The sequence below is a fragment of the Lutibaculum baratangense AMV1 genome, from assembly GCF_000496075.1.
Taxonomy (GTDB): Bacteria; Pseudomonadota; Alphaproteobacteria; order Rhizobiales; family Tepidamorphaceae; genus Lutibaculum; species Lutibaculum baratangense.
The window spans coordinates 35,917-62,806 of the sequence record NZ_AWXZ01000035.1; the positions used below are offsets into that span (position 1 = coordinate 35,917).

Annotated in this window: 25 protein-coding genes and 1 pseudogene; 6 read left to right on the forward strand and 20 right to left on the reverse strand. The window is 68.6% G+C overall.

The genetic code is table 11. From position 1 onward, the window contains the following. Positions 1–3: 3 nt before the first annotated feature. The 10 genes and pseudogenes from lpdA to N177_RS21675 all read right to left on the reverse strand — a co-directional run bounded on the left by lpdA (position 4) and on the right by N177_RS21675 (position 11,889). On the reverse strand, positions 4–1,404 hold the full coding sequence (gene lpdA / locus N177_RS12135; protein WP_023432630.1) for a dihydrolipoyl dehydrogenase: 1,401 nt from the start codon (positions 1,402–1,404) through the stop codon (positions 4–6). Between the two features lie 192 nt (positions 1,405–1,596). Next, complete coding sequence (gene odhB / locus N177_RS12140; RefSeq protein ID WP_023432631.1) at positions 1,597–2,805, reverse strand: 2-oxoglutarate dehydrogenase complex dihydrolipoyllysine-residue succinyltransferase; 1,209 nt, start codon at positions 2,803–2,805, stop codon at positions 1,597–1,599. A gap of 42 nt (positions 2,806–2,847) precedes the next feature. Next, positions 2,848–5,795, reverse strand: a pseudogene (locus N177_RS12145) (2-oxoglutarate dehydrogenase E1 component). Between the two features lie 331 nt (positions 5,796–6,126). Continuing rightward, the gene (sucD, locus tag N177_RS12150; protein WP_023432635.1) at positions 6,127–7,029 is read right to left on the reverse strand and encodes a succinate--CoA ligase subunit alpha; all 903 of its coding nucleotides are present in this window, start codon (positions 7,027–7,029) and stop codon (positions 6,127–6,129) included. A gap of 5 nt (positions 7,030–7,034) precedes the next feature. After that, positions 7,035–8,231: an ADP-forming succinate--CoA ligase subunit beta gene (gene sucC / locus N177_RS12155; RefSeq protein ID WP_023432636.1), complete on the reverse strand. Its 1,197-nt coding sequence runs from the start codon at positions 8,229–8,231 to the stop codon at positions 7,035–7,037. Between the two features lie 15 nt (positions 8,232–8,246). After that, positions 8,247–9,218, reverse strand: a complete 972-nt coding sequence (gene mdh / locus N177_RS12160; RefSeq protein WP_023432637.1) for a malate dehydrogenase — start codon at positions 9,216–9,218, stop codon at positions 8,247–8,249. A gap of 59 nt (positions 9,219–9,277) precedes the next feature. Next, entirely contained in the window at positions 9,278–10,489 is a 1,212-nt protein-coding gene (zapE, locus tag N177_RS12165; RefSeq protein WP_051402374.1) for a cell division protein ZapE, read from the reverse strand. After that, positions 10,468–10,785, reverse strand: coding sequence for a hypothetical protein (locus tag N177_RS21670; RefSeq protein WP_023432639.1), 318 nt, complete (start codon positions 10,783–10,785; stop codon positions 10,468–10,470). Before N177_RS21670 ends, zapE begins: the two co-directional genes overlap by 22 nt. 97 nt (positions 10,786–10,882) lie before the next feature. Beyond that, positions 10,883–11,437, reverse strand: coding sequence for an AprI/Inh family metalloprotease inhibitor (locus N177_RS12170; RefSeq protein ID WP_081718510.1), 555 nt, complete (start codon positions 11,435–11,437; stop codon positions 10,883–10,885). Positions 11,438–11,538: 101 nt separating this feature from the next. Further along, positions 11,539–11,889 carry an AprI/Inh family metalloprotease inhibitor gene (locus N177_RS21675; RefSeq protein ID WP_023432641.1) on the reverse strand — a complete coding sequence of 117 codons (351 nt, stop codon included), beginning with the start codon at positions 11,887–11,889 and terminating at the stop codon, positions 11,539–11,541. Position 11,890: 1 nt separating this feature from the next. Between N177_RS21675 and N177_RS21680 the strand changes: the two genes are divergently transcribed. Then, positions 11,891–12,049, forward strand: coding sequence for a hypothetical protein (locus tag N177_RS21680; protein ID WP_023432642.1), 159 nt, complete (start codon positions 11,891–11,893; stop codon positions 12,047–12,049). Between the two features lie 202 nt (positions 12,050–12,251). On the opposite strand, the gene N177_RS12180 is transcribed toward N177_RS21680, so the two are convergent. Next, complete coding sequence (locus tag N177_RS12180) at positions 12,252–13,151, reverse strand: phosphatase PAP2 family protein (protein WP_023432643.1); 900 nt, start codon at positions 13,149–13,151, stop codon at positions 12,252–12,254. An 85-nt stretch (positions 13,152–13,236) separates the two neighbouring features. On the opposite strand from N177_RS12180, the gene N177_RS12185 reads away from it, so the two are divergent. Further along, positions 13,237–14,049: a DUF1206 domain-containing protein gene (locus tag N177_RS12185; protein ID WP_023432644.1), complete on the forward strand. Its 813-nt coding sequence runs from the start codon at positions 13,237–13,239 to the stop codon at positions 14,047–14,049. A gap of 271 nt (positions 14,050–14,320) precedes the next feature. On the opposite strand, the gene N177_RS12190 is transcribed toward N177_RS12185, so the two are convergent. Genes N177_RS12190 through clpB form a run of 3 tightly spaced genes read right to left on the reverse strand, consistent with a single transcriptional unit; the run spans position 14,321 to position 17,864 of the window. Further along, positions 14,321–14,746 (reverse strand): hypothetical protein, encoded by a 426-nt coding sequence (locus tag N177_RS12190; protein ID WP_023432646.1) that lies wholly within the window; start codon positions 14,744–14,746, stop codon positions 14,321–14,323. Continuing rightward, entirely contained in the window at positions 14,713–15,195 is a 483-nt protein-coding gene (locus N177_RS22390) for a transposase (RefSeq protein ID WP_081718512.1), read from the reverse strand. The genes N177_RS12190 and N177_RS22390 overlap by 34 nt, the downstream gene beginning before the upstream one ends. 53 nt (positions 15,196–15,248) lie before the next feature. After that, complete coding sequence (gene clpB, locus N177_RS12195) at positions 15,249–17,864, reverse strand: ATP-dependent chaperone ClpB (RefSeq protein ID WP_023432648.1); 2,616 nt, start codon at positions 17,862–17,864, stop codon at positions 15,249–15,251. 188 nt (positions 17,865–18,052) lie between these two features. Between clpB and N177_RS12200 the strand changes: the two genes are divergently transcribed. Continuing rightward, positions 18,053–18,820, forward strand: a complete 768-nt coding sequence (locus tag N177_RS12200) for an MOSC domain-containing protein (protein ID WP_040485705.1) — start codon at positions 18,053–18,055, stop codon at positions 18,818–18,820. A gap of 28 nt (positions 18,821–18,848) precedes the next feature. Here the strand turns inward: N177_RS12200 and N177_RS12205 are convergent, their stop codons facing one another. The 3 genes from N177_RS12205 to N177_RS12215 form a co-directional block, all read right to left on the reverse strand. Next, positions 18,849–19,538: an NfeD family protein gene (locus N177_RS12205; protein ID WP_160170930.1), complete on the reverse strand. Its 690-nt coding sequence runs from the start codon at positions 19,536–19,538 to the stop codon at positions 18,849–18,851. A gap of 124 nt (positions 19,539–19,662) precedes the next feature. Continuing rightward, positions 19,663–19,896, reverse strand: a complete 234-nt coding sequence (locus N177_RS12210) for a hypothetical protein (RefSeq protein ID WP_023432651.1) — start codon at positions 19,894–19,896, stop codon at positions 19,663–19,665. Between the two features lie 273 nt (positions 19,897–20,169). Beyond that, positions 20,170–21,150 carry a LysR substrate-binding domain-containing protein gene (locus N177_RS12215; protein WP_023432652.1) on the reverse strand — a complete coding sequence of 327 codons (981 nt, stop codon included), beginning with the start codon at positions 21,148–21,150 and terminating at the stop codon, positions 20,170–20,172. A gap of 104 nt (positions 21,151–21,254) precedes the next feature. Here N177_RS12215 and N177_RS12220 point away from each other — a divergent pair, with 104 nt between their 5' ends. The 3 genes from N177_RS12220 (at position 21,255) to N177_RS12230 (ending at position 23,616) form a co-directional block, all read left to right on the forward strand. After that, positions 21,255–22,394 (forward strand): TauD/TfdA family dioxygenase, encoded by a 1,140-nt coding sequence (locus tag N177_RS12220; RefSeq protein WP_023432653.1) that lies wholly within the window; start codon positions 21,255–21,257, stop codon positions 22,392–22,394. After that, on the forward strand, positions 22,391–23,137 hold the full coding sequence (locus N177_RS12225; protein WP_023432654.1) for a class II aldolase/adducin family protein: 747 nt from the start codon (positions 22,391–22,393) through the stop codon (positions 23,135–23,137). Before N177_RS12220 ends, N177_RS12225 begins: the two co-directional genes overlap by 4 nt. A gap of 107 nt (positions 23,138–23,244) precedes the next feature. Beyond that, positions 23,245–23,616: a YdeI/OmpD-associated family protein gene (locus N177_RS12230; RefSeq protein WP_023432655.1), complete on the forward strand. Its 372-nt coding sequence runs from the start codon at positions 23,245–23,247 to the stop codon at positions 23,614–23,616. 136 nt (positions 23,617–23,752) lie between these two features. Here N177_RS12230 and N177_RS22065 read toward each other — a convergent pair whose 3' ends face one another. The 3 genes from N177_RS22065 to prfA all read right to left on the reverse strand — a co-directional run bounded on the left by N177_RS22065 (position 23,753) and on the right by prfA (position 26,877). Continuing rightward, positions 23,753–24,526, reverse strand: coding sequence for a DUF4167 domain-containing protein (locus tag N177_RS22065; protein WP_040485706.1), 774 nt, complete (start codon positions 24,524–24,526; stop codon positions 23,753–23,755). Between the two features lie 393 nt (positions 24,527–24,919). Next, entirely contained in the window at positions 24,920–25,789 is an 870-nt protein-coding gene (gene prmC, locus N177_RS12240) for a peptide chain release factor N(5)-glutamine methyltransferase (RefSeq protein WP_023432657.1), read from the reverse strand. Beyond that, the gene (prfA, locus tag N177_RS12245) at positions 25,786–26,877 is read right to left on the reverse strand and encodes a peptide chain release factor 1 (RefSeq protein ID WP_023432658.1); all 1,092 of its coding nucleotides are present in this window, start codon (positions 26,875–26,877) and stop codon (positions 25,786–25,788) included. Before prfA ends, prmC begins: the two co-directional genes overlap by 4 nt. Between the last annotated feature and the right edge of the window lie 13 nt (positions 26,878–26,890).

Below are 26,890 nucleotides of genomic sequence, written 5' to 3' on the forward strand. Positions count from 1 at the left end.
TCCTCAGATGTGGATGGAGCGCTTGGCGACGCCGAGCGCGGCTTCCCTGACGGCCTCGGACAGGGTCGGGTGGCCGTGGCAGGTGCGCGCGAGATCCTCGGCCGAGCCGCCGAACTCGATCAGCACCGCGAACTCCTGGATGAGCTCGCCCGCCGAGGGCCCGACGATGTGGGCGCCGAGGACGCGGTCGGTCTTCTTGTCGGCGAGGACCTTCACGAAGCCGTCGGTCGCGCGCATCGCGCGGGCGCGGCCGCTCGCGGAGAACGGGAACTTGCCCACGTTGTACTCGACACCCGCGTCCTTCAGCTGCTCCTCGGTCTTCCCGATAGAGGCGACCTCCGGCATCGTGTAGATGATGTTCGGGATCGCGTCGTAGTTCACATGGCCCGCCTGGCCGGCGATGATCTCGGCGACGGCGACACCCTCGTCCTCCGCCTTGTGGGCGAGCATCGGCCCCGTGATCACGTCGCCGATCGCCCAGATGCCGTCGACATTCGTGCGGTAGTGGCCGTCGGTCTTAACCCGGCCGCGCTCGTCCGTCTCGACGCCGGCCTCCTTCAGGCCGAGGCCCTCGGTGTAGGGCACGCGGCCGATCGACACGAGCACGACGTCAGCCTCGATCGTCTCGGCGTCGCCGCCCTTCGCCGGCTCGACGCTCGCCTTGAGGGTCTCGCCCTTCGTCTCGACGCCGGTGACCTTCGAGCCGAGCTTGAACGCGATGCCCTGCTTCTGCAAAAGGCGCTGGAACTGCTTGGCGACCTCGTTGTCCATGCCGGGCAGGATCCGGTCGAGGAACTCCACGACCATCACCTCGGCGCCGAGCCGCCGCCAGACCGAGCCGAGCTCGAGCCCGATGACGCCGGCCCCGACGACGAGCAGCTTCTTCGGCACCTTGTTGAGCGACAGGGCGCCGGTCGAGGAGACGATCCGCTCCTCGTCGATCTCGATGCCGGGCAGGCGGGCGACGTCCGAGCCCGTCGCGACGACGATGTTCTTGCCCTCGATCGTCTCGGTCTTGCCGTTCTCGTCCGTGACCTCGACCTTGCCCTTGCCGACGATCCTGCCGGTGCCCTGGTGCGAGGTGATCTTGTTCTTCTTGAAGAGATAGGCGACGCCCTGGACGTTCGCGTCGACCGTCTCGCTCTTGTGGCCGAGCATCTTCTCGAGATTGACCGTCGGCTTGCCGACCTCGATGCCGAAGCCGTCGAGATGCGAAACTTCCTCGAAGAGCTCGGACGCCGCGAGCAGGGCCTTCGACGGAATGCAGCCGACATTGAGGCAGGTGCCGCCGAAGGTCTTCATCTTCTCCACGACCGCCGTCTTCAGGCCGAGCTGCGCCGCGCGGATGGCGCAGACATAGCCGCCGGGTCCGGAGCCGATGACGATGACGTCGTAGGAAGCCATGGAGAAGTCCTCTTCGGGTCGGGCTGAAGCGTGTTTCGTGTTCTGACGGTTCTTTCGCGCCGTCCCGCCGATCCGAGCCCTGAAAGCCGCTTCACGCGCGCGACCGGCGAAGGGCGGCGGGCGGCTTCCCGGCCACGGACCGAGGGGACAAGCAGAAGCGGCGCCAGTTGCCTGGCGCCGCCTGTCGGTACTCTAGAGATCGAGGACGAGCCGCTGGGGATCCTCGAGCGATTCCTTCACGCGGACGAGGAACGTGACCGCGTCCTTGCCGTCGACGATGCGGTGGTCGTAGCTGAGGGCGAGATACATCATCGGGCGGATGACGACCTGGCCGTTGCGTGCGACGGGGCGCTCCTCGATGCGGTGCATGCCGAGAATGCCCGACTGCGGCGCGTTGAGGATCGGCGTCGAGAGCATCGACCCGTAGACGCCGCCATTGGTGATCGTGAACGTGCCGCCCTGCATGTCTTCCATGGCGAGCTTGCCGTCGCGGGCGCGGCGGCCGAACTCGTTGATGGTCTTCTCGACCTCGGCGAGGCTCATCCTGTCGGCGTCGCGCACCACCGGCACGACGAGGCCGCGATCGGTGCCGACCGCGATGCCGACATGGCAGTAGTTCTTGTAGACGAGGTCGGTGCCGTCGATCTCGGCGTTGACCTCGGGGATCTCCTTCAGCGCCTGCACGCAGGCCTTCACGAAAAAGCCCATGAAGCCGAGCCGGACGCCGTGCTTCTTCTCGAACAGGTCGCGGTAGCTCTTGCGGAGCTCCATCACGGCCGTCATGTCGACGTCGTTGAATGTCGTCAGCATCGCCGCGGTGTTCTGCGCGTCCTTCAGGCGCTTCGCGATCGTCTGGCGCAGGCGGGTCATCTTGACCCGCTCCTCGCGCGCCTCGTCGGCGCCGCCCGACGGAGCCCGCGCCGACACCGGCGCGCTCGGCACCTGCTCGATCGCCTTCAGAACGTCTTCCTTGAGAACCTGGCCGCGCTTGCCCGACCCGTCGACCTCGCCTGCGTCGATCCCCTTCTCCTCCATCAACTTGCGAGCGGACGGGGCAGGGGGCATGTCGCCCTTCGCCTCCTGCCGGGGTGCCTCCTGCTTCGGAGCGGGCTTCGCCTCGGCCTTCTCCTCCTTCGGCGCATCCTTGGCCTTCGCGGCCGCACCGCCCTCGGAGATCGAGCCGAGGAGGGCGCCCGGCTCCACCGTCTCGCCGTCCTGCACGCTGATCTCGGCGAGGGTGCCGGCGGCAGGCGCGGGAACCTCGATCGTCACCTTGTCCGTCTCGAGCTCGAGCAGCGGCTCATCGACGGCGACAGTGTCTCCCGCCTTCTTGAACCACTGGCCGACGGTGGCCTCAGTCACCGACTCGCCAAGGGTCGGAACGCGGATCTCGGTAGCCATTAGATGTTGTCCTCGGAGGCTTCTTGGGGCGGAACGGGCTCGTTACTCGCAGAGGGCGTCGTCGAGCAGCGCCTCGAGCTGCGAGAGATGCTTCGACATCAGGCCGGTCGCGGTCGCCGCCGAGGCGGGCCGGCCGGCATAGCGGGGACGTTTGTGCCTGGCGTCGATCTGCGTCAAGGCCCACTCGATATTCGGCTCGATGAAGCTCCAGGAGCCCATGTTGCGGGGCTCCTCCTGGCACCACACCATCTCGGCGTTCTTGAAGCGGGCGAGCTCCGCGACCAGCGCCTTCGCCGGCACGGGATAGAGCTGTTCGACCCGCAGGAGGTAGACGTCGTCGACCCTGCGCTTCTCCCGCTCCTCGAACAGGTCGTAGTAGACCTTGCCGGAGCACATCACGACGCGGCGGATCTTGTCGTCCGAAACGAGCCTGCCGCCCCGCTGGTTCTCCTCGTCGTCCCAGAGCAGGCGGTGGAAGCAGGACTCGGGGCCGAAATCCTCGAGCTTCGAGACCGCCCGCTTGTGACGGAGCAGCGACTTCGGCGTCATCAGGATGAGCGGCTTGCGGAAGTCGCGCCGGAGCTGGCGCCGCAGGATGTGGAAGTAGTTCGCCGGCGTCGTGCAGTTGGCGACCTGCATATTGTCCTCGGCGCACATCTGCAGGTAGCGCTCGAGACGTGCCGAGGAGTGCTCGGGCCCCTGACCCTCGTAACCGTGCGGCAGGAGCATCACGAGGCCGGACATGCGCAGCCACTTGCGCTCGCCGGACGAGATGAACTGGTCGATCACCACCTGGGCGCCGTTGGCGAAGTCGCCGAACTGCGCCTCCCAGAGCACGAGCGCGTTCGGCTCGCTGAGGGAGTAGCCGTACTCGAAGCCCAGGACCGCGGCCTCCGAGAGCATCGAGTTGATGACCTCGTATTTCGCCTGGTCCTCGGAGAGGCTGTTGAGCGGGATGAACCGGTCCTCGTTCTCCTGGTCGTAGAGCACCGAATGGCGCTGCGAGAACGTGCCGCGCTCGACGTCCTGCCCGCACAGGCGGACGCGGAGGTTCTCGCGCAGGAGCGTGCCGAAGGCGAGGGCCTCGCCCATGGCCCAGTCGATGCCTTCGCCGGTCTCGATCATCTTGCGGCGATTGTCGAGCAGGCGCTTGATGGTGCGGTGCGTGGTGAAGCCGTCCGGCGTCTCGGTGAGCTTGAGGCCGATCTCCTTCAGGCGGTCGATGTCCACGCCCGTCTGGCCCCGGCGCGGGCCGTCGTCGGTGGCAGCCTTGATGCCCGACCACTTGCCGTCGAGCCAGTCGGCCTTGTTCGGCTTGTAGCTCCCCCCGCCTCGAACTCCGCGTCGATCGTCTGGCGCCACTCGCTCTTGAGCGTGTCGACCTCGTCCTGCGTGACGACGCCTTCCTCGACCAGCTTCGAGGCGTAGATCTCGAGCGTCGTCGGATGCTGCCGGATCTTCCGGTACATCATGGGCTGGGTGAAGGAGGGCTCGTCGCCCTCGTTGTGCCCGAAGCGCCGGTAGCAGAACATGTCGATGACGACCGGCTTGTGGAAGGTCTGGCGGAACTCCGTGGCGATCTTCGCGCAGAAGACCACCGCCTCCGGGTCGTCGCCGTTCACGTGCAGGATCGGCGCGCCGATCATCTTCGCGACGTCCGACGGGTAGGGCGAGGAGCGGGCGAGGCGCGGATTCGTCGTGAAGCCGATCTGGTTGTTGATGATGAAGTGGATCGACCCGCCCGTCCGGTGACCCTTGAGGCCCGAGAGGCCGAAACACTCCGCGACCACGCCCTGGCCGGCGAAGGCGGCATCGCCGTGGATCAGGACGGGCACGACCTTCGTGCGCTCGGGCGCATCGTCGTGCTGGTCCTGCTTCGCGCGGACCTTTCCGAGCACCACGGGATCCACGATCTCGAGGTGCGACGGGTTTGGCGTGAGCGACAGGTGCACGTTGTTGTCGTCGAAGGAGCGGTCGGAGGACGCACCGAGATGGTACTTCACATCGCCCGAGCCCTCGACGTCGTCGGGGTTGGCGGCGCCGCCCTTGAACTCGTGGAAGATCGCGCGGTGCGGCTTGCCCATGACCTGGGCCAGAACGTTCAGGCGGCCGCGGTGGGCCATGCCGAAGACGATCTCCCGCACGCCGAGCTGGCCGCCGCGCTTGATCACCTGCTCGAGCGCGGGGACGATGCCCTCGGCGCCGTCGAGGCCGAAGCGCTTCGTGCCGGTGTACTTCACGTCGAGGAACTTCTCGAAGCCTTCCGCCTCGACGAGCTTGTTGAGGATCGCCTTCTTGCCCTCGAGGGTGAAGGACACCTCCTTGTCGGGCCCCTCGATGCGCTCCTGGATCCACGCCTTCTCGGCGGGATCGGAGATGTGCATGAACTCGACGCCGATCGTGTTGCAGTAGGTGCGCTTCAGGATCGCCAGCATCTCGGGGACGGTGGCGAACTCGAGGCCGAGCACGTTGTCGAGGAAGATCTTGCGGTCGAAATCGGCTTCCGTGAAGCCGTAGCTCGCCGGGTCGAGCTCGGGATGCTCGGTGGGCGGCGTCAGACCCAGCGGGTCGAGGTCGGCGGCGAGATGGCCGCGGATCCGGTAGGCGCGGATCATCATGAGGGCCCGGACGGAGTCGCGCGTCGTCCTGAGCATCTCCTCCCGGGACATCTCGACGCCGCGCTTGCGGGCCTCTGCCCCGACCTTCTCCTCGATGCGCTTCTCGGACGCCGGCCAGTTCGTGTCGAGGGCGGAGACGAGCTCGCCGTTCATCGGGATCGGCCAGTCCGGACGGTCCCACGAGGCGCCCCGCGCCTCCTTGATCACCGCATCCTTGTCGTCCTTCAGCTCACTGAAGAAGGCCTGCCACTGCTCGTCGACCGAGCGAGGATCCTCCTGGAACCGCGCGTAAAGCTCCTCGATCCAGCTCGCGTTCGCACCGTACAGGAACGATGTGGACGCGAAAGCCTGGTTCGCCTCTTGCCTAGCCATGCTGAATGCGAAAGGGCGCCGGGCGCCCTCTTCCTCTGGTGGTCGTCGCTGGCGACGTCATACGGGACAACAATGGGACGGAATTTAGATGTGGCCCAGTTGCGAAACCCTTTCAACCCGAACGGTATCCTTTCCGGGCACGTTCGGCGGGCGATCGGATGTCGCAGGGCGACCTTTTACAGATTGCCGCCGCGTCGGGAAGCCGCACCGTTTCGCTGCATGAAAGAAATGCGCGCCGCGCATGATGCGATGACCCCTGGTCATTGAAAAAGGGCGCCCCGGAGGGCGCCCTTTCACGAGATCGTGCGGTCGCGGACCGCGAGGGCGGGCGTCAGCCCTTCAGCACCTCGAGCAGCGTCTTGCCGAGCGCGGCCGGGGAGGGCGACACCTTGATGCCGGCCCCTTCCATCGCCGCGATCTTGTCCTCGGCGCCGCCCTTGCCGCCGGAGATCACCGCGCCGGCATGGCCCATGGTGCGCCCGGGAGGGGCCGTGCGGCCCGCGATGAAGCCGGCCGTCGGCTTCCAGCGGCCCTTCTTCCTCTCGTCTGCGAGGAACTGCGCGGCATCCTCCTCGGCCGAGCCGCCGATCTCGCCGATCATGATGATCGACTCGGTGGCGGGATCGGCGAGGAAGAGCTCGAGCACGTCGATGAACTCGGTGCCCTTCACCGGGTCGCCGCCGATGCCGACGGCGGTCGTCTGGCCGAGGCCGGCATTCGAGGTCTGGAAGACCGCCTCGTAGGTCAGCGTGCCGGAGCGCGAGACGACGCCGACCGAGCCCTTCTTGAAGATCTGGCCCGGCATGATGCCGATCTTGCACTCATCCGGCGTCAGGATGCCGGGGCAGTTCGGGCCAAGCAGGCGCGACTTCGACTTCTCGAGCTTCGCCTTCACCCGGACCATGTCCATCACCGGAACGCCTTCCGTGATGCAGACGATGAACGGGATCTCGGCGTCGATCGCCTCCTCGATCGCGGCGCCGGCGCCTGCCGGCGGCACGTAGATCACGGAAGCGTTGGCGCCCGTGGCTTCCTTGGCCTCGCCCACGGTGGCGAAGATCGGCAGCGACTGGCCGTCCTTGCCCTGCCAGCTCTCGCCACCCTTCTTCGGATGGACGCCGGCGACCATCTGCGTGCCGTGATAGGCGAGCGCCTGCTCGGTGTGGAAGGTTCCCGTCTTGCCGGTGAGGCCCTGGACGATGACCTTCGTGTTCCTGTCGATCAGAACGGACATCGTGTTCAGGCTCCCTTCACGGCGGCGACGATCTTCTGGGCGGCGTCGTCGAGATCGTCGGCCGCTACCACGTCGAGGCCGCTCTCGTTGATGATCTTCTTGCCGAGGTCGACATTCGTGCCTTCGAGGCGCACGACGAGCGGCACCTTGAGGCCGACCTCCTTCACCGCGGCGACCACGCCCTCGGCGATGACGTCGCAGCGCATGATGCCGCCGAAGATGTTGACGAGGATGCCCTTCACGTTCGGATCGGCCGTGATGATCTTGAACGCGGCCGTCACCTTCTCCTTGGACGCGCCGCCGCCGACGTCGAGGAAGTTCGCCGGCGAGGCCCCGTAGAGCTTGATGATGTCCATCGTCGCCATGGCCAGGCCTGCGCCGTTGACCATGCAGCCGATGTCGCCGTCGAGGGCGATGTAGGCGAGGTCGTGCTTCGAGGCCTCGATCTCCTTCTCGTCCTCCTCCGTCGTGTCGCGGAGCTCCACGATGTCGGGATGGCGGAAGAGGGCGTTGTTGTCGAAGGAGACCTTCGCGTCGAGGACGCGGATGTGGCCGTCGTCGAGGACGATCAGCGGGTTGATCTCGAGAAGGCTCATGTCCTTCTCGGTGTAGGCCTTGTAGAGGGTCTTCGCGAGGGCGACCATCTCGGCCTTGGCCGGCTCGTCGAGCTTCAGCGCCTCGGCCAGCCTGTTGCCGTCGGCATCCGTCACGCCCGTCTCTGGGTCGATCGGGATGGTGTGGATCTTCTCGGGCGTCTCCGCGGCCACCGTCTCGATGTCCATGCCGCCTTCGGTCGAGGCGACGAAGGCGACGCGGCCGACAGTGCGGTCGACGAGGAGCGAGAGGTAGAGCTCGCGGGCGATCGCGGCGCCGTCCTCGATGTATAGGCGGTTCACCTGCTTGCCGGCGGCGCCCGTCTGCTTCGTGACGAGCGTGTTGCCGAGCATCTCCTTCGCGTTGGAGACGACGTCCTCGATCGACTTGACGACGCGCACGCCGCCCTTCGCGTCGGGGCCGAGCTCCTTGAACTTGCCCTTGCCGCGGCCGCCGGCGTGGATCTGGCTCTTGACGACGTAGACCGGTCCGGGCAGCTGCCGGGCGGCGCTCTCCGCCTCACCGGCATCGGTGATCGCGACACCTGCGGCTACCGGCGCGCCATACTCCTTGAGCACGGCCTTCGCCTGGTATTCGTGTATGTTCACTTGGCGTTACCCCCTTTACTTGTTCTTTCCGAGGTCGGGTGCGATGCGCCGGCACGCCTCGACGAGGCCCTTCACCGACTCCACCGACTTGTCGAACATCGCCTTCTCGCTCTGGTCGAGTTCGATCTCGATGACGCGTTCGACACCGTTCGCGCCGATGACGATTGGCACGCCGACATAGATGTCCTTGAGGCCGTACTCGCCGTTGAGCGGCGCGGCGGCGGGCAGAACGCGCTTCTTGTCCTTGAGGTAGCTGTCGGCCATCTCGATCGCGGAGGCCGCGGGTGCGTAGAAGGCCGATCCGGTCTTCAGGAGGCCGACGATCTCGGCGCCGCCGTCGCGGGTGCGCTGGACGATCTGGTCGAGCTTCTCCTGGGTCGTCCACTTCATCTTGACGAGGTCAGGCAGGGGGATGCCCGCGACCGTGGAGTAGCGGGTCAGCGGGACCATCGTGTCGCCGTGGCCGCCGAGCACGAAGGCCGTGACGTCCTCGATCGAGACGTCGAATTCCTCCGCGAGGAAATGCCGGAAACGGGAGGAATCGAGCACGCCCGCCATGCCGACGACCTTGCGGCTCGGCAGGCCCGACGCCTGCTGCAGGGCCCACACCATCGCGTCGAGCGGGTTCGTGATGCAGATGACGAAGGCGTCCGGCGCGTATTTCGCGATGCCGGCTCCGACCTGGTTCATCACCTTGAGATTGATCTCGAGAAGATCGTCGCGGCTCATGCCGGGCTTGCGCGGCACGCCCGCCGTCACGATCACCACGTCGGCGCCCTCGATGTCGGCATAGGACTGGGTGCCCTTCAGCTTCGCGTCGAAGCCTTCCACCGCCGAGGACTGCGCGATGTCGAGCGCCTTGCCCTGCGGCGTCCCCTCCGCGATGTCGAAGAGGACGATGTCGCCCAATTCCTTGAGTCCGGCGAGATGGGCGAGCGTGCCGCCGATCTGCCCCGCGCCGATCAAAGCAATCTTGTTACGCGCCATGGTGACGTTTCCCTTGGTGATCCCGAATGTCGGGGTGGTGGACGAGATCGGATCCGTGACTAGCCTGAATATGCGCCGCGTTCAAGTGACGCATCTGGTATGTGGTCGACCACGGAAGAGGTATTTTTCGAGTGGCGGCGCTCGTGCGCGCGCTCGAGATATGCGCTGGTTCCCATCTCGATGAGGCGGGAACTCGTGCGCTGGAATTCCGGTGCGATCTGCCCCTCGGGATGGAGCTCGGGGGGCGGTGCTTCGGCCGAGGCGAGGAGGCGCGTCGCCTCGTCGTAGAGCGTGTCGATCAGGAGCACGAAGCGACGCGCTTCGTTGCGCTTCTCCGGCGGCAGCACCGGAATGTCGTCGAGGAAGACCGTGTGGAAGCGGCGTGCGATCCGCAGATAGTCACCCGACGAGAGCGGCTTCTCGCAGAGGTCGCGGAATGAGAAGCGCGCGGCGCCGGCCGCGGCCTCCGGCACGTGCAGGACACGTCCCTTCGCCCGGATCTCCGTCGGGGTCCCGCGCCGCGTGCCGGTGAGATTGCACCAGGCGTGGTCGAGCGCCTTGCGCGCCTGGTCGTCGGCAGGCGCGAACCAGACATTCGCCTCCTCGCGCTCGAGCACCCGGTAATCCGTCGGCGCGTCGAGGTGGTAGACTTCGACGTTCTGCTGCAGGAGCTCGAGGAACGGCAGGAAGAGCTGACGGTTGAGGCCGTTGCGATAGAGCTCCGAGGGTTCGGTGTTCGAGGTCGCGACCAGGACGAGGCCGCGCTCGAAGAGCGCCGTGAAGAGCCGGCCGAGCACCATCGCGTCCGCGATGTCGTCGACATGGAACTCGTCGAGACAGAGGAGGCGGGTCTCCTCGGCGATGATGTTCGCGACCGGGCGGATCGGGTCGTCGCCCTTCACCTCGCCGGCCTTGAGGCGCTTGCGCATCTCGTGCACCCGCTCGTGCACGTCGCCCATGAAGTCGGCGAAATGGGTCCGCCGCTTCCGCCGCACCGGCACGGCGCCGAAGAACAGGTCGACGAGCATCGTCTTGCCGCGCCCCACCCCACCCCAGATATAGAGGCCCTTCGGCGTCGGGGGTGCCTTGCGGGCGAACAGCCAGCCGAGGCTCGAGCTCTTCGTCGCGAGGCGCTTGTCGGCGAGCTGGTCTGCCAGCCGGTCGAGCCGGTCGGCGAGGTCTGCCTGTATCGTATCGTGCTCGATATCGCCCGCGGCGACGCGTGCGTCGTAGCGCGAGCGAACGTCGCTCACCGCCTGCCGCTCCGGGATCCGGCTCGCTTGACCCCGGTGATGGCGCGCAGATTGCTCTCGACCTTCCGCGTCACGGGCACGAGGCTCGCCTCGGCCACGGCGAGGGCGCCGAGCCCGGCGACAGTGGCGGTGATGGCGGCGAGTTGAACCCTGCCGACCGCCTCCGCCTTCTCGAGGAAGAGATCGTTCCACACCTCCGCCCGCGCCGCGGGGGAGGCCGGCAGCCACATCTGAGCCAGCCGCGCGTTGGCGACCAGCATCGACGACATCCAGAGCGTCGTCATCTCGACGGCCAGGTTCTGTGGGGTGCGCATGACGTCCCGTGCTCCGCTGTCAGGCGTCGCAGCATGGTGCTGCGACTGCGAAGCAAGAAACTGCGGCGAGCCCCACCCGGTTCATCCTGCGGCTGCGTCAGCGCGTCATCGACACCGCGCCGGCGAGGTCGAGACGACCCTGATAGCCGTTGCCCGACTGCGCGAGGCGGCCGAGCGTGTTGCCGTCATTGTCCTTCAGGGCGACGTAGTTCCCCTCGACGTTCCACGCGCCGATGCTCTTGAGCTCCGGCGACTGGCAGCCTCGCGTCGAGGCGCGGTGACCGCCCTGCCAGCCGGTGAGCGACACGACGATCTGGCACGTCTCGCCCGAGGCTGCGATGCTCCACTGGCCGAGCACGCTCTCCTTGGTCGGCGGGCCGGACGGAGCCGGAGAGGACGCCGAGGGCAACGCCGCGAAGTCCTGCGCCCCGTCTTGGGCGCCGGGCGGGGGCGGCAGGTCCTGACCCTGCGGCGCCGGGGTCTGCTGCATCCCTCCCGGCGATTGCTGCGGGTAGCTCGGCGGCGGAGGCAATTGCTGCGCCGCGACCTGTCCGCTCGGCGCGGAGGGCAGCGGCGAGATGCGCGACGCGTTGCTGCTGCAACCGGCGAGAACGATGGCGGTTGCCACTGCAATGAGGATCTTCGCGCGCATGTCTGCCGACGCCCCTGATGCTGATATGCCGAATGGGCGCAACCCTACAGGCGCCTGCCCTTACGGGCAAGGCGCCCGGAACCGGATGCTCAGGGCGCCGGCTAGCGCCACATCGAGACGCGTTCGCCCGAGGCGGCGACCGTGCCGTCGAGCCGGTTCGGCTGCGTCGCGCGCAGCGTCGCCTTGGGCTTGCCCATGAGGTCGAGCAGCACGACGTCGTAACCCCGAAGCTGCCACTTCTGGATGCCGAACAACTCGCCGGAGCACATGCTGCTCCAAGCCTGATACGTACCGCCGACGGATGTGTTCTTGAGATCGATCGTGCAGGCTCGCCCGCTCGGGTCGCTCATCTGCCAGGTGCCGGCGTAAGTGGCCGGTGTCGCGGCGTTCGTCGCGGGCGCGGCCGCCGCCCCGCCGAGCGCGGCGAACATGGCGCCCGGGTCGAAGGACACGTTGGAAGATCTCGTGGTGGAGCGCGTGACGGACCGGCTGCCGTCGGCGCTCGTCCAGGTCGAGGACCTCGTGTCGGAGGAGCCGCGCGAGATCGGTGCCGCCGCGGCCGGTGCCGGCATGACGACCGGCGGTGCCGCCGGCGCCGGCGCTGGCCGGTAGGCGGTCGCCGACGGGTCGGCCTGGCACGCGGCGAGGAGGCCAGCCGTGATGGCAAGGCCCAGGATACGGGTGTGACGCATTCATAACCCCCCGGAGAATGCGAATGTCTACAACAGGATGATCGGTAGAGGGTGAAGCTGCGGAAGACAATACGGATTCGGGCGCGCGCAACTCGCTTGGGCCGAACAGATGCCTGCCCGTCTCAGTCATGCGCGCGCCTTGCTTCCGCGAGGGCGATGCCCGCCAGGAGCCAGAAGAGCCCGACGAGGAGGCCCGCGGCGACGTCGCTCGGGAAGTGGACGCTGAGGAAGATGCGGCTGAAGGAGATCATCGCGATCAGCACCGCGGTGCCGAACGCGATGTCGAAGCGAGCCCGGGGCGAGGCGACGTCGCGCATGACGGCATAGGCGATGATCCCGTAGACCGCCATGGCGCCCGTCGTGTGGCCGCTCGGAAAGGAGGGGGAGGAGGCGGTGACCTCCAGGACGAAGTCCGGCCGCGGCCTCGCGATCAGGAACTTGCCGAAATAGGTCGTGACCTGCGAACCGACGACTGTCAGCCAGATCGGCGCGATGTAGCGGTGGGGCCCATGCGCCCACAGGAAGGCGGAGGCGACGAACGCGACGGCCGCGAGCGTCTCGAGGTCGCCGAGCGCCGTGATCCAGGTGAAGGATTCAACGAGGATCTCCGTCCGCCAGAGCGCGACGTAATTCATGAGCACGTCGTCCGCCATGCGAATCTCCTCCGATTCGAGGACCTCCTCGACGAGGCCCGCGAACAGGAAAGCGGCATAGACGGCTGCGAGCACCATGAGCGTCAGCGGCAGGCCGGTGAAGACCGTGGGGTCGGTGCGGGCCGTGAGGACGCGCGAGGCGCGGGGGAAGCGCTCCTCGAACCAGCGCTCGACCCTGTCGCCGCGCACGAGAACGACGCCGCGGCGCAGATAGGCGGGCCCGTGCCGCCAGCCCACCCGCATGAAGCGGAGGAGGCGCCAGAGGATCGCCCGCAGGAGGAGGATGGCGACGACGAGGCCCGCGATGAGGAGCGCGGTCTCGAGGGGGTGGGAAGTGACGGTGGCGGCGGGGGGCGTTGTCTCGTTCATCTGGCTCGAGTGGCGTGTGTGGCAGGAACCGGGCGATCGAAGGCGGCGTTCACCGGAAGATCCCGAGGGAGGCTGAGGTTCCGCGATGGACGTATCACGATCGCTCAACTGGAGCGCCCGCGGGGGCTATGCCGCGCGCGGCGTCGTCTATCTCGTCGTGGGCACCATGGCGGTGCTCGCGGCGATCGGCTCGGGCGCGGCGGAGGACACGCAAGGGGCGCTGCGCGAGATCCTGAACCAGCCGCTCGGCGGCGTGCTCCTCGGCATCGTGGCGCTCGGCCTCGTCTTCTTCGCGATCTGGCGGCTGATCCAGGCCTTCGGCGACCCCGACGGGCTCGGGACGGGCGGCAAGGGGCTCGTGATCCGCGCCGGCATGCTGGGCAGCGCGATCATCCACCTCGCGCTCGCGGTCTTCGCGGCGAGCCTGATCTTCAGCGTCAGCATCGGCGGCGGCAGCGGCGGGGGAGGCGGCGACCCGACGGCGGGCTGGCTCTCCTGGCTGTTCGGCCGCGACTGGGGGCGCTGGGTGGCGCTCGGCATCGCCCTCGTGCCGGTCGGCATCGGCATCGCCCATATCGTGAAGGGGTGGAAGGCCAGCTACGAGCGCTACATGATGGCGGACGCCGAGACGCTGCGGCGCATCAGGCCGGTCTGCGCCTTCGGGCTCATCGCGCGCGGCGTGACCTTCATCGTGATCGGCATCCTCGCCTTCTACGGCGGCGGCATCTACGACGCCAACGACGCGCCTGGGCTCGACGAGGCGCTGCAGTGGATCCAGGACCTGCCCTTCGGCTGGCTCCTCCTCCTGATGGTCGCGCTCGGCCTCATCGCCTTCGCGGCCTATGCGTTCGTGGAGGCGTGGTACCGCCGGATCGGCGTCGAGCGGGCGGGCGTCTGAGGCACTCCGGGAGAGCACATCGAGGGAATGCGCGGGCCCGGGCGGCGGGCTCGAAGCCCCTCCGCCCGGACCTCGCGTCGCGTTCAGTTCAGGATGTAGCCGATCGCGTAGAGCGCAGCGATGAAGGCGCCTGCGCCGGCCCACATCTTCCAGGCGGGCGTGTCGGACTGAGTCTCGTGGGTGTCGTTCTCGATCGTCATGGGTCTGGTCTCGCTCTCGAATCGCGATTGAAGTCGGATGAAGACGAAGTCGGTGCCGCCGGCACGTCCGGTCAGGCGGCCTCGCCGGACGGCCGGGCGTGAAGGCGCGCGGTCTTCGAGAGCGGGAGAGGGGGCGCGCGGGCGTTCGCGCTGCCGGCGGGCGGGCGCTTCGCGGCGCGGAGGTGGCCGGGCGGCGCGAAGGCGAAGCGCCCGGCGGACGCCGCCCCGCCGGCCTCGGCGGGCAGGGCGGGGGTGGCGTCGGGGGAACGGGGGCCGCTGGCCGGGCTCGCGGCGCGCAGTTCGGCCGTCCGCGTCGCGGGCTGGGCCTCGGGCGCGGCGAGGGCGAGCTCGGGCGCACCTGAGATCGTGACGCGCAGGAGGCTCGACAGCGGCGCGCCGGCCTGCAGCGCGCCGAGGACGAAGAAGAGCGCGAGGCAGGCTGCCAGGCCGCGCCGGCAGGCCTTCACGACGTCAAACCCCGCGCGGTCGCGCTCCAACGAGGTCGTCCTCCAGGGCAGCCGCACCTGCTGCTGCTGAAGAAGAAGATTAGGGCCGGCGTGCCCCCGCGTCCAGCGTTTCCCCTGCGGCAGCGCGATGGGTCGGGTGGGAGACCGAAGGGGCGCGTGGCAGGGACCCCCGCTTGCCGCTCATCCCGGCGCAGGCCGGGATCCGTAGCCCGATGGCATTCACGGCCGGTCCGCTCGCGGTCGCGCATCATGAGGTGGTGGTTCATCGTCGCGAAGACACCCTCCTCACGCAGCCGCATGAACCAGCGATAGACCGTGCTCGCCGGCGGGAAACAGTCCGGCACCATGTGCCAGGGGCACCCCGAGCGCAGCACGTAGAAGATGGCATCGACGATCTCGCGCATCGGCCAGCGGCGCGGCCTCTCCACTTGCGAATGAATCCCGCGCGGTCCCCCCGCGCGGGCTCTTGTCGTCTCCATCCGGCCCGGCGGCCCGACGCCGCCAGCGCCACAGCTTAGCGGCCTAGCCGCCCTCACGCCGCCTCGTCGGCCTCGACCGTCGTGACCTGCGCGAAGGCCAGCCGATCCCCCTCCGGGGTCGCCTCGACCTTCGTGCCGTCGAGGATCTCGCCCGAGAGGATCTTCTCGGCGAGCGGATCCTGCACCTCCTTCTGGATCACGCGCTTCAGGGGGCGCGCGCCGTAGGCCGGGTCGTAGCCGCGGTTGGCGAGCCATTCGCGGGCGTCGTCGGTGAGCACCAGCTCGATCTTGCGATCGGAGAGGAGGCGCCGGAGGCGCTCCATCTGGATGTCGACGATCGCCGCCATCTGCTCGCGCTTCAGCCTGTGGAACAGGATGATCTCGTCGAGCCGGTTCAGGAACTCCGGCCGGAAGCTCGAGCGGACGACGTCCATGACGCGGGCCTTGACGATGTCGGTGTCCTCGCCCTCGGCCTGGTTCACGAGATATTCCGAGCCGAGATTGGACGTCATCACGATCAGCGTGTTGCGGAAGTCGACCGTGCGGCCCTGGCCGTCCGTCAGGCGGCCGTCGTCGAGCACCTGCAGGAGGACGTTGAAGACGTCCGGATGCGCCTTCTCGATCTCGTCGAACAGGATGACCTGGTAGGGCCGGCGGCGGACCGCCTCCGTCAGCGCGCCGCCCTCCTCGTAGCCGACATAGCCCGGAGGCGCGCCGATGAGCCGGGCGACGGAGTGCTTCTCCATGTATTCCGACATGTCGATGCGCACCATCGCGGACTCGTCGTCGAAGAGGAAGCGCGCGAGCGCCTTCGTGAGCTCCGTCTTGCCGACGCCGGTGGGGCCGAGGAACATGAACGAGCCGATCGGCCGGTTCGGATCCTGCAGGCCGGCGCGGGCGCGCCGCACGGCGGTGGAGACGGCGTGGACCGCCTCCTCCTGGCCGACGACGCTACGAGCCAGCGCATCCTCCATGCGCAGGAGCTTCTCGCGCTCGCCCTCGAGCATGCGGTCGACGGGCACGCCCGTCCAGCGCGAGACGACCTGCGCGACGTGGTTCGCCGTGACGGCCTCCTCGACCATCAGCTCGCCGCTTGCCGCGGTGTCGCCGGCGGCCTCGAGCTCTTCCAGCGTCTTCTGAAGCTCGGGGATGATGCCGTAGGCGAGCTCGCCCGCCCTCTGGTATTGCCCCGAGCGCTGCGCCTGGGCGAGCTCGTTGCGGGCCTCGTCGAGCTTCTTCTTGATGTCGGCGGCGGAGCCGAGCTTCTCCTTCTCGCGCATCCAGCGCTGGGTGAGGGCGGAGGACTTCTCCTCGAGGTCGGCGAGCTCGCGCTCGAGGCGCGAAAGCCTGTCCTTCGAGGCCTGGTCGGTCTCCTTCAGGAGCGCCTCGCGCTCGATCTTCAGCTGGATGACGCGGCGGTCGAGCTCGTCGAGCTCCTCGGGCTTGGAGTCCACCTGCATGCGCAGGCGGGAGGCCGCCTCGTCGACGAGGTCGATCGCCTTGTCGGGCAGGAAGCGGTCGGTGATGTAGCGGTTCGAGAGCGTCGCGGCGGCGACGAGCGCGTTGTCGGCGATGCGGACCTTGTGGTGCTGCTCGTAGCGCTCCTTCAGGCCGCGCAGGATCGACACCGTGTCCTCGACCGTCGGCTCCGACACGAAGACGGGCTGGAATCTGCGGGCGAGGGCCGCGTCCTTCTCGACATGCTTGCGGTACTCGTCGAGCGTGGTGGCGCCGACGCAGTGCAATTCGCCGCGGGCGAGCGCGGGCTTCAGGAGGTTGGACGCGTCCATCGCCCCGTCGGCCTTGCCGGCGCCGACGAGCGTGTGCATCTCGTCGATGAACAGGATGATCTCGCCGTTCGCGCTCGTGACCTCGGAGAGCACGGCCTTCAGCCGCTCCTCGAACTCGCCGCGATATTTCGCGCCGGCGATCAGCGCGCCCATGTCGAGGGCGAGGAGGCGCTTCTCTTTGAGGCTTTCGGGCACGTCGCCGTTGATGATGCGGAGCGCGAGGCCCTCGACGATCGCGGTCTTGCCGACGCCCGGCTCGCCGATCAGCACGGGGTTGTTCTTCGTGCGCCGCGACAGGACCTGGATCGTGCGGCGGATCTCCTCGTCGCGGCCGATCACGGGGTCGAGCTTGCCCTCGCGGGCGGCTTCGGTGAGGTCGCGGGCATATTTGTTGAGCGCGTCGTAGCTCTCCTCGGCGGAGGCGGAATCGGCGGTGCGGCCCTTCCTGAGCTCCTCGATCGCCTTGTTGAGGCCGCCGGGCGTGGCGCCGGCATCAGACAGGATCTTCGCGGTCGGCGCGCCCTTCTCCATCGAAAGCGCCAAGAGCAGGCGCTCGACGGTGACGAAGGAATCGCCCGCCTTCTTGCCGGCCTCCTCGGCGGTGGAGAAGACGCGGGCGAGCTGCGGGCTGAGGTAGAGCTGGCCGCTGCCGCCCTCGACCTTCGGCATCTTCTGGAGCGCGAGCTCGGTCGCCTGCAGGGCGTCCTGCGGCCGGCCGCCCGCCTTCTGGATCAGCCCCGCGGCGAGGCCCTCGCCGTCGTCGAGCAGGACCTTCAGAAGGTGCTCGGGCGCGAACTGCTGGTGGCCCTCACGCAGCGCCAGCGACTGCGCGGACTGGACGAAGCCGCGCGCGCGTTCGGTGTAGCTTTCGAAATTCATCTCGTTCCCTCATTCTCGGCACGGTTCCCGCGGCCCTGGTGGCGGCGCCGGCGGGAACGCCCTAAAGGTGGCCGTGCGTTCCGCTGCCTGAGGCGTGGCGGACGCCCGTCTTCCCGCTTCATATGGTGTTGCCCTTGCGCCACAAAAGGGGAGGGCACCACCTTCCTCGACGACCGGAGACACGGACCTTGACCCTTGGACGCCTGACCCGGATCCGACGTTACCCCGTGAAGGGGCTCGGCCCCGATGCGCTGGATCAAACCGAGCTGACGCCGGGCGAGACGATCGCCCACGACCGCGGCTGGGCGATCGAGAACGGCCGCTCGGGCTTCGACCCCGAGGCGCCGGAGCACCTGCCGAAGATCAAGTTCCTGATGCTGATGAAGAACGAGCGGCTGGCGGCGCTTCAGACGCGCTTCGAGGAAGAGACGCGGACGCTGACGATCTTCCGGCACGGCAAGCGCGTGGCCGGCGGCCGGCTCGACGACCCGCTGGGCCGGCAGATCCTCGAGCAGTTCTTCGCGGGCTACATGGCGGGCGAGTTGCGCGGCGCGCCGAAGATCCTGCGGGCCGAGGATTTCAGCTTCTCCGACGTGCCGGCGAAGGTCGTCTCGATCATCAACCAGGCGAGCCTGACTGATCTCGAGCGGGTGACGCATGCGCCGGTCGATCCCGACCGGTTCCGGGCGAACCTCCTGATCGAGGGCTTGAAGCCGTGGGCGGAGTTCGTCCTCGTCGGGCAGGAGATCGGCATAGGCGAGGCGCGGCTGAAGGTGATCGAGCCGATCCAGCGTTGTGCGGCGGTGAATGTCGACCCGCAGACCGGCGCCCGCGACATGCAGATCCCCCGCCTCCTCGACCAGAATTTCGGCCACCAGGATTTCGGGGTGTACGCGGAAGTGGTCGAAGGCGGGACGGTGCGCGTGGGGGATAGGGTGGAGATGGCGGGGGAGTGAGGGGGCGGAGCCGGCGGCGAGCGGCCCGCTAGCGGGGCTGGATCTGCGGATCTCTGACGCCGCGGGAAGGGGAGAGAGGCTCCCACGGATCGAGCAGCCGGGTGATGATGTTCGCCTTGTGAACGTGAAACAGCTCGTAGCCGCTCGCCCAGTACCCGCCCGGACGGTCGAGGCAGCCCTCCTGCACGAGGAAGCGGATGAACTGCGGGTCGACACCGGCGTCGCGCAGGAGGGTCGTGAAGCGCGCGGTGAGCGTCAGGGAGGGCACGTTAGTGCCGGGCGGGCACGCCCCATGGAACATCCAAGCACTTGCGCCGCCCGCGACCCGGGTCTCGGCCTGCATGAAGACGAGCACGCATGCCGAGAGGCATCGCCTGCCCTGGCGAACGAGCGTCTTGAGCGTCACACGGGCCCGCATGTCCGCCAGAACGTCAATCACCTTGCTCGCCTCGTTCAGTTCGCCTCCGACGCTGTCGAGTTCGAGGATCACCCTTTCGATGCTCTCGCCGAGCTCCTGCGAAATCGCCTGGAGGTCGTCGGCCATCGGGTGGTCGATCGGCCCCTCGTACCGAAGAATGACAGTAGATTCCGGAACCGACGCGTTTTCTGATCGCGTCACGAGCGAGAAGCCCGCCATGGTCGGGCCATGGTCTTCCAGCTCGCCCGCGCGAACAGGTCCAAGCAGCAAGAGAAGCCCGCCGACCAGCGAAGCGATCAATGTCCGGACCTTTTCGGGCCTCACGAAATGTAGCTCGAGAGCGTCGCGCAGAAAGCAGCGGGACGCGGTGCGGCCGCGCGCAGACGGCCCGGACATGGCCGATGGCGCTCTCGCACCTCGAGCCTCAGCAAGACCGGCCGCGCATGTCATCGGGGGGCTCACGCATCGGTTCACCTTCCGAGCAGATCCAGACTGCGGGATGGTCGAGCGGGTGAAGGCGAGATTCGCGCTCGGCGAACGTCTTCCGCTCGAAGCACAGCCTCTCGCTCGCGTAGGGCCGCGGGGCCCAGCCGTCGAATTCTTGGCCCGGCACCCAGAGTCCGTTCACGAGGAAGAACACGTTCAGCCACCACTGCATGACCCGGCGTCTCCCGTCCCTATCCTGCCTGCTCGTGCCAACCGGCTCGCCATACATTGCCTCGACCGGCCGCCGCGCCCCTTGATGCGGATCAAGGCTGCGTCGGACAGGGCGGCACGGGAAGCCGGCAGCGCCGGCCGTCATGGGGGCGTCGCCGCCCGACTGGTCGCCTTGGGCGAGGGCGGTGCCGCTGGCGGTGGCAGGCGGTGCCGAGGCTGCGGGCGACTGAACGGCATGTCGGCGTGCCGCTCGGGGCGACCCGCCGCTCGGGCCTCAGCTCGTTCGGCCGCGGGACGGGCCGGGGCGGGGCGCGTCGGGGGCGGGGGTTCGTGCCGGGGCCTGGTCGTGGACGGTTCGCTCGAAGGCCGCGCCCGCTTCTCCGACCCATTCGAGGAAGCCCCGGACGAAGGGGTTGCTCGACCGCCTCCGGGCCGAGGTCGCCCAGTAGGTCGTGCCGAAATCGTGGACGCCGTCCGCCAGGGAGGCGAGGCGTCCTTCTGAGAGGAGGGCGTCGTTGATCGAGCGCCAGCCGAGCATGATGCCGTGGCCGTCGAGCGCGGCCTGCGTCGCCTGGACGTAATTGTCGAAGGTCTGCCGGGGCCCTGTCGGCGGGTCGATGCGCTTGGCGGCGAAGTAGTCCCGCCACCCAGCCCAGTGGTTGCCGTGCGGCGTGCGGACCTCGATCAGCGGAACGGTGCGGAGCACCGCGAGGTCGGAGCCGAGAGCGGCCATCCTCCGTGGCTGTCCGGCCGGAAAGGCGCGCTCCTCGAAGACCTTCACGGTCTCGCCGTCGTCCCAGGGGGCGGGGCCGTAGCGCAGCGCCACGTCGATCCCGGCGGAGAAGGCCGGCATGTCGGAGGGGGGCGCCTGGACGCTCACCATCGCATCGGGAAACCGGCCGTAGAACGCCGACAGCCTCGGCATCAGCCAGTAGGTCGCCATGCCGATCGTGCAGGACACGGTGATCTGCCGGTCGTCGGCGCCCGCGCTGAGCCTTATCTCGTCGACCACCTCGCCGATCTGCCCGAGGCTCGCGCGGGTCACCCGCGCCAGGCGCTCGCCCGCCTCGGTGGCGACGGAGGGCTTGGTCGTCCTGTCGAAGAGGGGAACGCCGACCCAGGCCTCCAGGGACTTGATCGCCTGGCTGACCGCCGGGCGCGTCACGTTCAGCTCCGCGGCCGCGAGGCGCATCGAGCCGAGCCTGCGAACGGCCTCGAAGGTGACGAGGAGGCGAAGGGGAGGCAGCCTCTGCATGTAAACCTGGAGCTTACCTCGGCTTTAGCGATTTCGGCCTTCTCCGGCGGGCTCAGGGCGCGCTTCCTTGGGCGGATCTTACCATCAGCCGGGAAGGGACACCAATGAACGTGATGACAGCCCCCGTGGCCTCCGCCGTCACCCTCGGCACGAAAGGGCTGACGCTTTCACTTTCGAAGGGCGATGCCTATTTCAACTACTACTGGCTGCGCGACAACGATCCCACGAGCTTCAACCCGGAGACGCGGGAGCGCAGCTTCGACATCTTCCACCTGAGCGAGGCGCCCGTCGCCCGCTCGGCCACGGTGGAGGGCGACGCGCTGCTGATTGACTGGGCGAACGAAGACCACACGACCCGGATGCCGCTGGAGTGGCTCGAGGCCTATGCCGGCGGCAACCGCCGCCCCGATCCGGCCGACCTGGCGCGGCGGCCGTGGTACGGCGACCATTATCCCGAGGTCGCCCGCTTCACCCACGCCGAGGTCACGTCCGACGGCGAGAAGCGCCGCCAGTGGCTCGAGGCGCTGATCGTGGAGGGCGTCGCCGTCGTCACCGAGATGCCCGACACCGACGCCGCGCTGACCGAGCTCGCGAACCAGATGGGGCAGGTGCGCCCGACCTTCTTCGGCACCTATTTCGACGTGAAGACGCACATCAACCCGACCAACACGGCCTACACCGCCTCCGCGCTCGAGCTGCACACCGACACGCCCGCCGAAGAGCATGCGCCGGGCATCCAGCTCCTGCACATGCGCGCGAACACGGTCGAGGGCGGGCGCAACCTGTTCGGCGACGGCATGGCCGCGGCCAACGACTTCCGCGAGATCGACCCGAAGGGCTTCCGCCTGCTGGCGGAGACCGACGTGCCGTTCTACTGCGAGCACGACGACTACGACATGCGGTCCTGGCAGCGGATCATCGAGCTCGACCAGTATGGCGAGGTGTCCGGCCTGACGATCAGCCAGCACATGCTGGACCTCGTGGACCTGCCGCAGACATTGCTCGACGACTGGTATCCGGCGTTCTGCCGCTTCGGCAAGCTCCTGCAGGACGACAAGTACGTCATGCGCTTCACCCTGAAGGCCGGCGAGTGCATCGTCTTCGACAACCACCGCATCGTGCACGGCCGGGCCGCCTACACCGCCTCGAGCGGCGACCGCTATATCCGCGGCTGCTATACGGACCGGGCGGAGATGCGCTCGACCTACCGCGCGCTGGTGGCCGAGGGGAGGTTCAAGCGATGAACGTCGCAGCCCGGGTTGCAGGCTCCGACGTCGCCGATCCTGCCGCGCTGCGGCAGGACCTGGCCGCGGCCTTCCGGCTCTGCCACAGATTCGGCTGGAGCGAGTCCGTCGGCAACCACTTCAGCGCCGCGCTGTCCGCCGACGGGCGACGGTTCCTGCTGAACCGGCGCTGGCAGCATTTCGCGACGATCCGGCCGGAAGACCTCCTCGAGCTCGACCTCGACGCGCCGCCCGACATGGAGGGGCCGGATGCGCCGGACCCGTCGGCCTGGGCGGTCCACGGCACGCTCCACCGGGAGGCGCCGCACGCGCGGGTCATCCTGCACTGCCACTCGCCTTATGCGACGGCGCTCGCCTGCCTGCAGGACCCGACCATGCCGCCCATCGACAACAACACGGCGCGGTTCTTCGGCCGGATCGGCTACGACCTTCAGTTCGGCGGGATCTCCGACAACGAGGCGGAAGGGCAGCACCTGGCGCGCGCCCTGGGCGACAAGTCGGTCCTCGTCATGGGCAACCACGGCGTGACCGTCACCGGCGAGACCGTGGCCGATGCCTTCGAGGACCTCTATTTCTTCGAGAAGGCGGCGCAGACCGTAATCCTCGCGCGGTCGTCTGGTCAGCCGCTCTCGATCCTCAGCGACGAGGTCGCGCAGAACACCGCCGATGGCTGGGTCGCGTATCGGGGGATGGCACAGCGGCACTTCGACTACCTGAAATCGACGCTCGACCGCGAAGGTTGAGGCTATCTGCGCCGGTGCGACCAGTGGGCGACGGCGCATGCAGATGCGTCGCCGCCGTGCGTGCCGGCTCGTCGTGAACATCGCCTGGCCCGGTTGCGAAGATCATCATGGCCGCTTCGGAGAAGATGACCGGCCCTGCCGGCGCGGCATGCCCTGGGGGTCTCGCGGCAGACGCCTTTCCGCACGGCACCGTGCACGAAGCAGCCGACGATCTTCGGGTGGCGGTTCAGTCGGACCCCGAAGCGCTCGCGCTGTGGGAGAAGCTGACGCCGCTCGGGCGGAACGAGTTCATCTGCTGGGTGGAGGATGCGAAACGAGCCGCCACGCGGCAGCGCCGGATCGTGCGGACCTGCGAGGAGCTGAAGGAGGGCAAGACGCGGCCCTCCTGCTGGGCGGGCTGCATCCACCGGACCGACAAGCCGCCGAGCCGATGGCAGCAGGCGGTGCTGATCGACGGGAAGAGAAAGAAGGCGCCGTGAGGCGCCGCGCGGGCGACCTGGCGGCGCCCGGTTCGGCGCAGCGGCGCGGCGGGTGTCGGCGTCGAAGGGGCGTCCGGGGCGATGGGATCCGCCCCGGCGACGGGTGCATAGGCCGGCCGCTCCCGAGGGCGAACCCTCAGGCGTTCGCGTCCTCGGTCTCGGGCGCGGACGCCTCGGCCTGATCGGCGTCCTTCTTCTTGCGCGGCGCGCGGCGCTTCTTCGGAGCAGGCGCCTCTGCGGCCTCCTCCGAAGCCGTGGCGGCCTCCGGTGCTTCGGCAGCCGCCGGCTGCGGCGCGGGCTCCTCGGCCCTCGCCTCCGGCTGCGCCTCGCCCTGCGCCTCGCTCACCGACGGCTCGGCGTGGCCGTTGCCCTTGGAGCGGCTCGAGCGCCGGCGGCGGCTCGAGCGGCTTTCGCCCTCGCCCTGCTTCTGGCCCTCGTCGCCACCCTGCGCGTCCCGATGCTCCTCGGCGCGCGCCTCCGGGGCCTCGTCACGCTGCCGGTTGTCGCGCTGACGATCCTGGCTGCGCTGCCGGTCCTGGTCGCGGCTCCGGCCGTCGCCCTGCTGGCGCTCGTCGCGGCCGCCGTCATCCTCGTAGGGCTGATCGTCGTCGTTTGCGCTGCTGAAGCGGTCGCGCGGCTGCGACTGCTGGTCGCTCTGCTGCTGGTTCGACCCCTGCGCGGCGGCGATGATGCGGAAGTAGTGCTCGGCGTGCTGCAGGTAGTTCTCGCCGGCGACCCTGTCGCCCGCGGCCGCTGCATCCCGTGCGAGCTGGAGGTACTTCTCCGCGATGTGATTGGCCGTGCCGCGGATCTTCACGTCGGGCCCGTTGCTCTCGTAGCTGCGGGAGAGGGGGCTCGGCCCACGGCGTCCGCGGCTGCGCATGCGCTTGTTCTGCTGTCCCGGTCTCATGGGGAGTTAGAAGTCTCCGTTTCAATACACAAAGCCGAAGAGTGGCGAGCCGTCCTTCGGCCGACAGACGCTCGGGCATGTCCTCGCCCGCGGCAGAATCCAAATGTCCGGCGCACAACCGATCGGCCGGATCTCATCATGCGAAAGCTGCCTGTTCCTGGCTCGACGCCGGAATCAAATCGCTCCACTGCATGACCGCTTGGGCGGTCCTTTGATGGATGGTGGGGTCGCCTGCGAAACCCTGGGGCTCAACCCGTCAAGACAATCATGCAACCACGGCCCGTCGCTCTCTGCGAACGAAGCGGTGGCGAGATGTCTATGCTCCCCCGGAACCGCTTTGACCCTATCCTTTTCGTGCCCGGTATCCAAGCGCTTTCTGACAGTTAGGCCAAGTTATCGGCGCATCCGGCGCGCCACGACGACGCGGTCTCGCCCCGCGAGATCCCTCGCCACCCGGTCGACGCGCAATCCGTGCGCTGTGGCGAGCTCCGAAACGGCGGCGGACTGGCTCGAGCCGATCTCCGCCATGAACACGCCGTCCGGTGCGAGCAGGGCCGGCACCTGCGGCAGGAGCGCGCGATAGGCCTCAAGCCCGTCATCGCCGCCATCCAGCGCGCGCCGCGGGTCGAATCGGGCGACTTCCGCAGCGAGGCCTGGAACGTTCTCCGATTCAATATAGGGAGGGTTTGTGACGATTACATCCAGCCGGGCCGAAATCGCCGCGCCCCAGTCCCCCGCCACGAAGCGCGCGCGCTCGCCTACCCCGTTCGCCTCGGCGTTCCGGCGGGCGGTCCTGAGGGCGTGCGGGCTCACGTCGATGCCGAGACCCCGGGCGTTCGGAAGCTCGCTCAGAAGCGCCACGAGGATGCAGCCCGACCCGGTGCCGAAGTCGGCAAGCCGCAGCGCCGCCTCCCGGCCGGGACCGCGGTCGATCTCGCACAGGGCCTCCGCGACAAGGGTCTCCGTGTCGGGCCGCGGGTCGAGCGTGTCGGGGGACAGCTCGAAGTCGAGGCTCCAGAACTCGCGCCGTCCCAGGATGCGCGCCACCGGCTCGCCGGCGAGGCGGCGGCCGGCCAGATCCTCCAGCCGCGCCCGGGCCTCGACGTCGAGCGGGTCGCGCGCGATCAGGACGTAGCGCGAGGCATCGCCGGTGACGGCGTGGGAGGTCAGGAGCCGCGCGTCGAGGTCCGGCGTGTCGCATCCGCGTTCCGCGAGGCGGCGGGCGAGGGCGCGCGCCGCCTCGGAGGCGCGGAGCCCGCTCATGCGCGGCGGCCGCCTTCCGCCTCGACGGCCGCGAGCCGCAGCGCCTGGTCCTCGGTGATCAGCGCGTCGATCAGCTCGCCCAGCGCCTCGCCGATCATCACCTTGTCGAGCTTGTAGAGCGTGAGGTTGATGCGGTGGTCGGTGACGCGGCCCTGCGGGAAGTTGTAGGTGCGGATGCGCTCCGACCGGTCACCGGAGCCGACCTGGCTCTTCCGCTCCGCGGCGCGGGCGGAGGCCGAGCGCTCGCGCTCGGCGTCGAACAGCCTCGAGCGCAGAAGCGTCATCGCCTTCGCCTTGTTCTTGTGCTGCGAGCGCTCGTCCTGCACCGCCACGACGACGCCCGTGGGGATGTGGGTGATGCGCACGGCCGAATCCGTCGTGTTCACGTGCTGGCCGCCGGCCCCCGACGAGCGGTAGACGTCGATGCGGAGGTCGCCCTCGTTCAGCTCGAAATCCACCTCCTCGGCCTCGGGCAGGACAGCGACGGTCGCCGCGGAGGTGTGGATGCGGCCGCCCGATTCGGTCTCCGGCACACGCTGCACGCGGTGCGTGCCCGATTCGAACTTGAGCTCGGCATAGGCGCCGCGCCCGGCCACCTCCGCGATGATCTCGCGAAAGCCGCCGAGATTGGACTCGCTGGCGGAGAGAACGTTGACCTTCCAGCCCTTCAGCTCGGCATAGCGCTGGTACATGCGGAAGAGGTCGCCCGCGAAGAGCGCCGCCTCGTCGCCGCCGGTGCCGGCGCGGATCTCGAGGATCGCGCTCTTCTCGTCGGCCGCGTCCTTCGGCAGGAGGAGGATCCGCATCTCGCTGCCGAGCGCCTCGAGCCGCTCGTCGAGATCGGCGAGCTCGCCCTCCGCGAGCTGCCGCATCTCGCGGTCGGTCGAGGGGTCCCCGATCATCTCCTCGATGCCGGCGCGCTCCTCCATCATGCCGAGGAGCTCGCGCGCCTTCGTGGCAGCCGGGGCGACCTCGGCGTGCTCGCGCGACAGCCTGACATAGGTGTCGGCGTCGGCCCCGTCGGCCATCTGCATCTCGATCAGCTCGAGCCGGTCGGAGAGGGATTTCAGCTTGTCCTTGGCGATCATTCTCGTTCGTCGT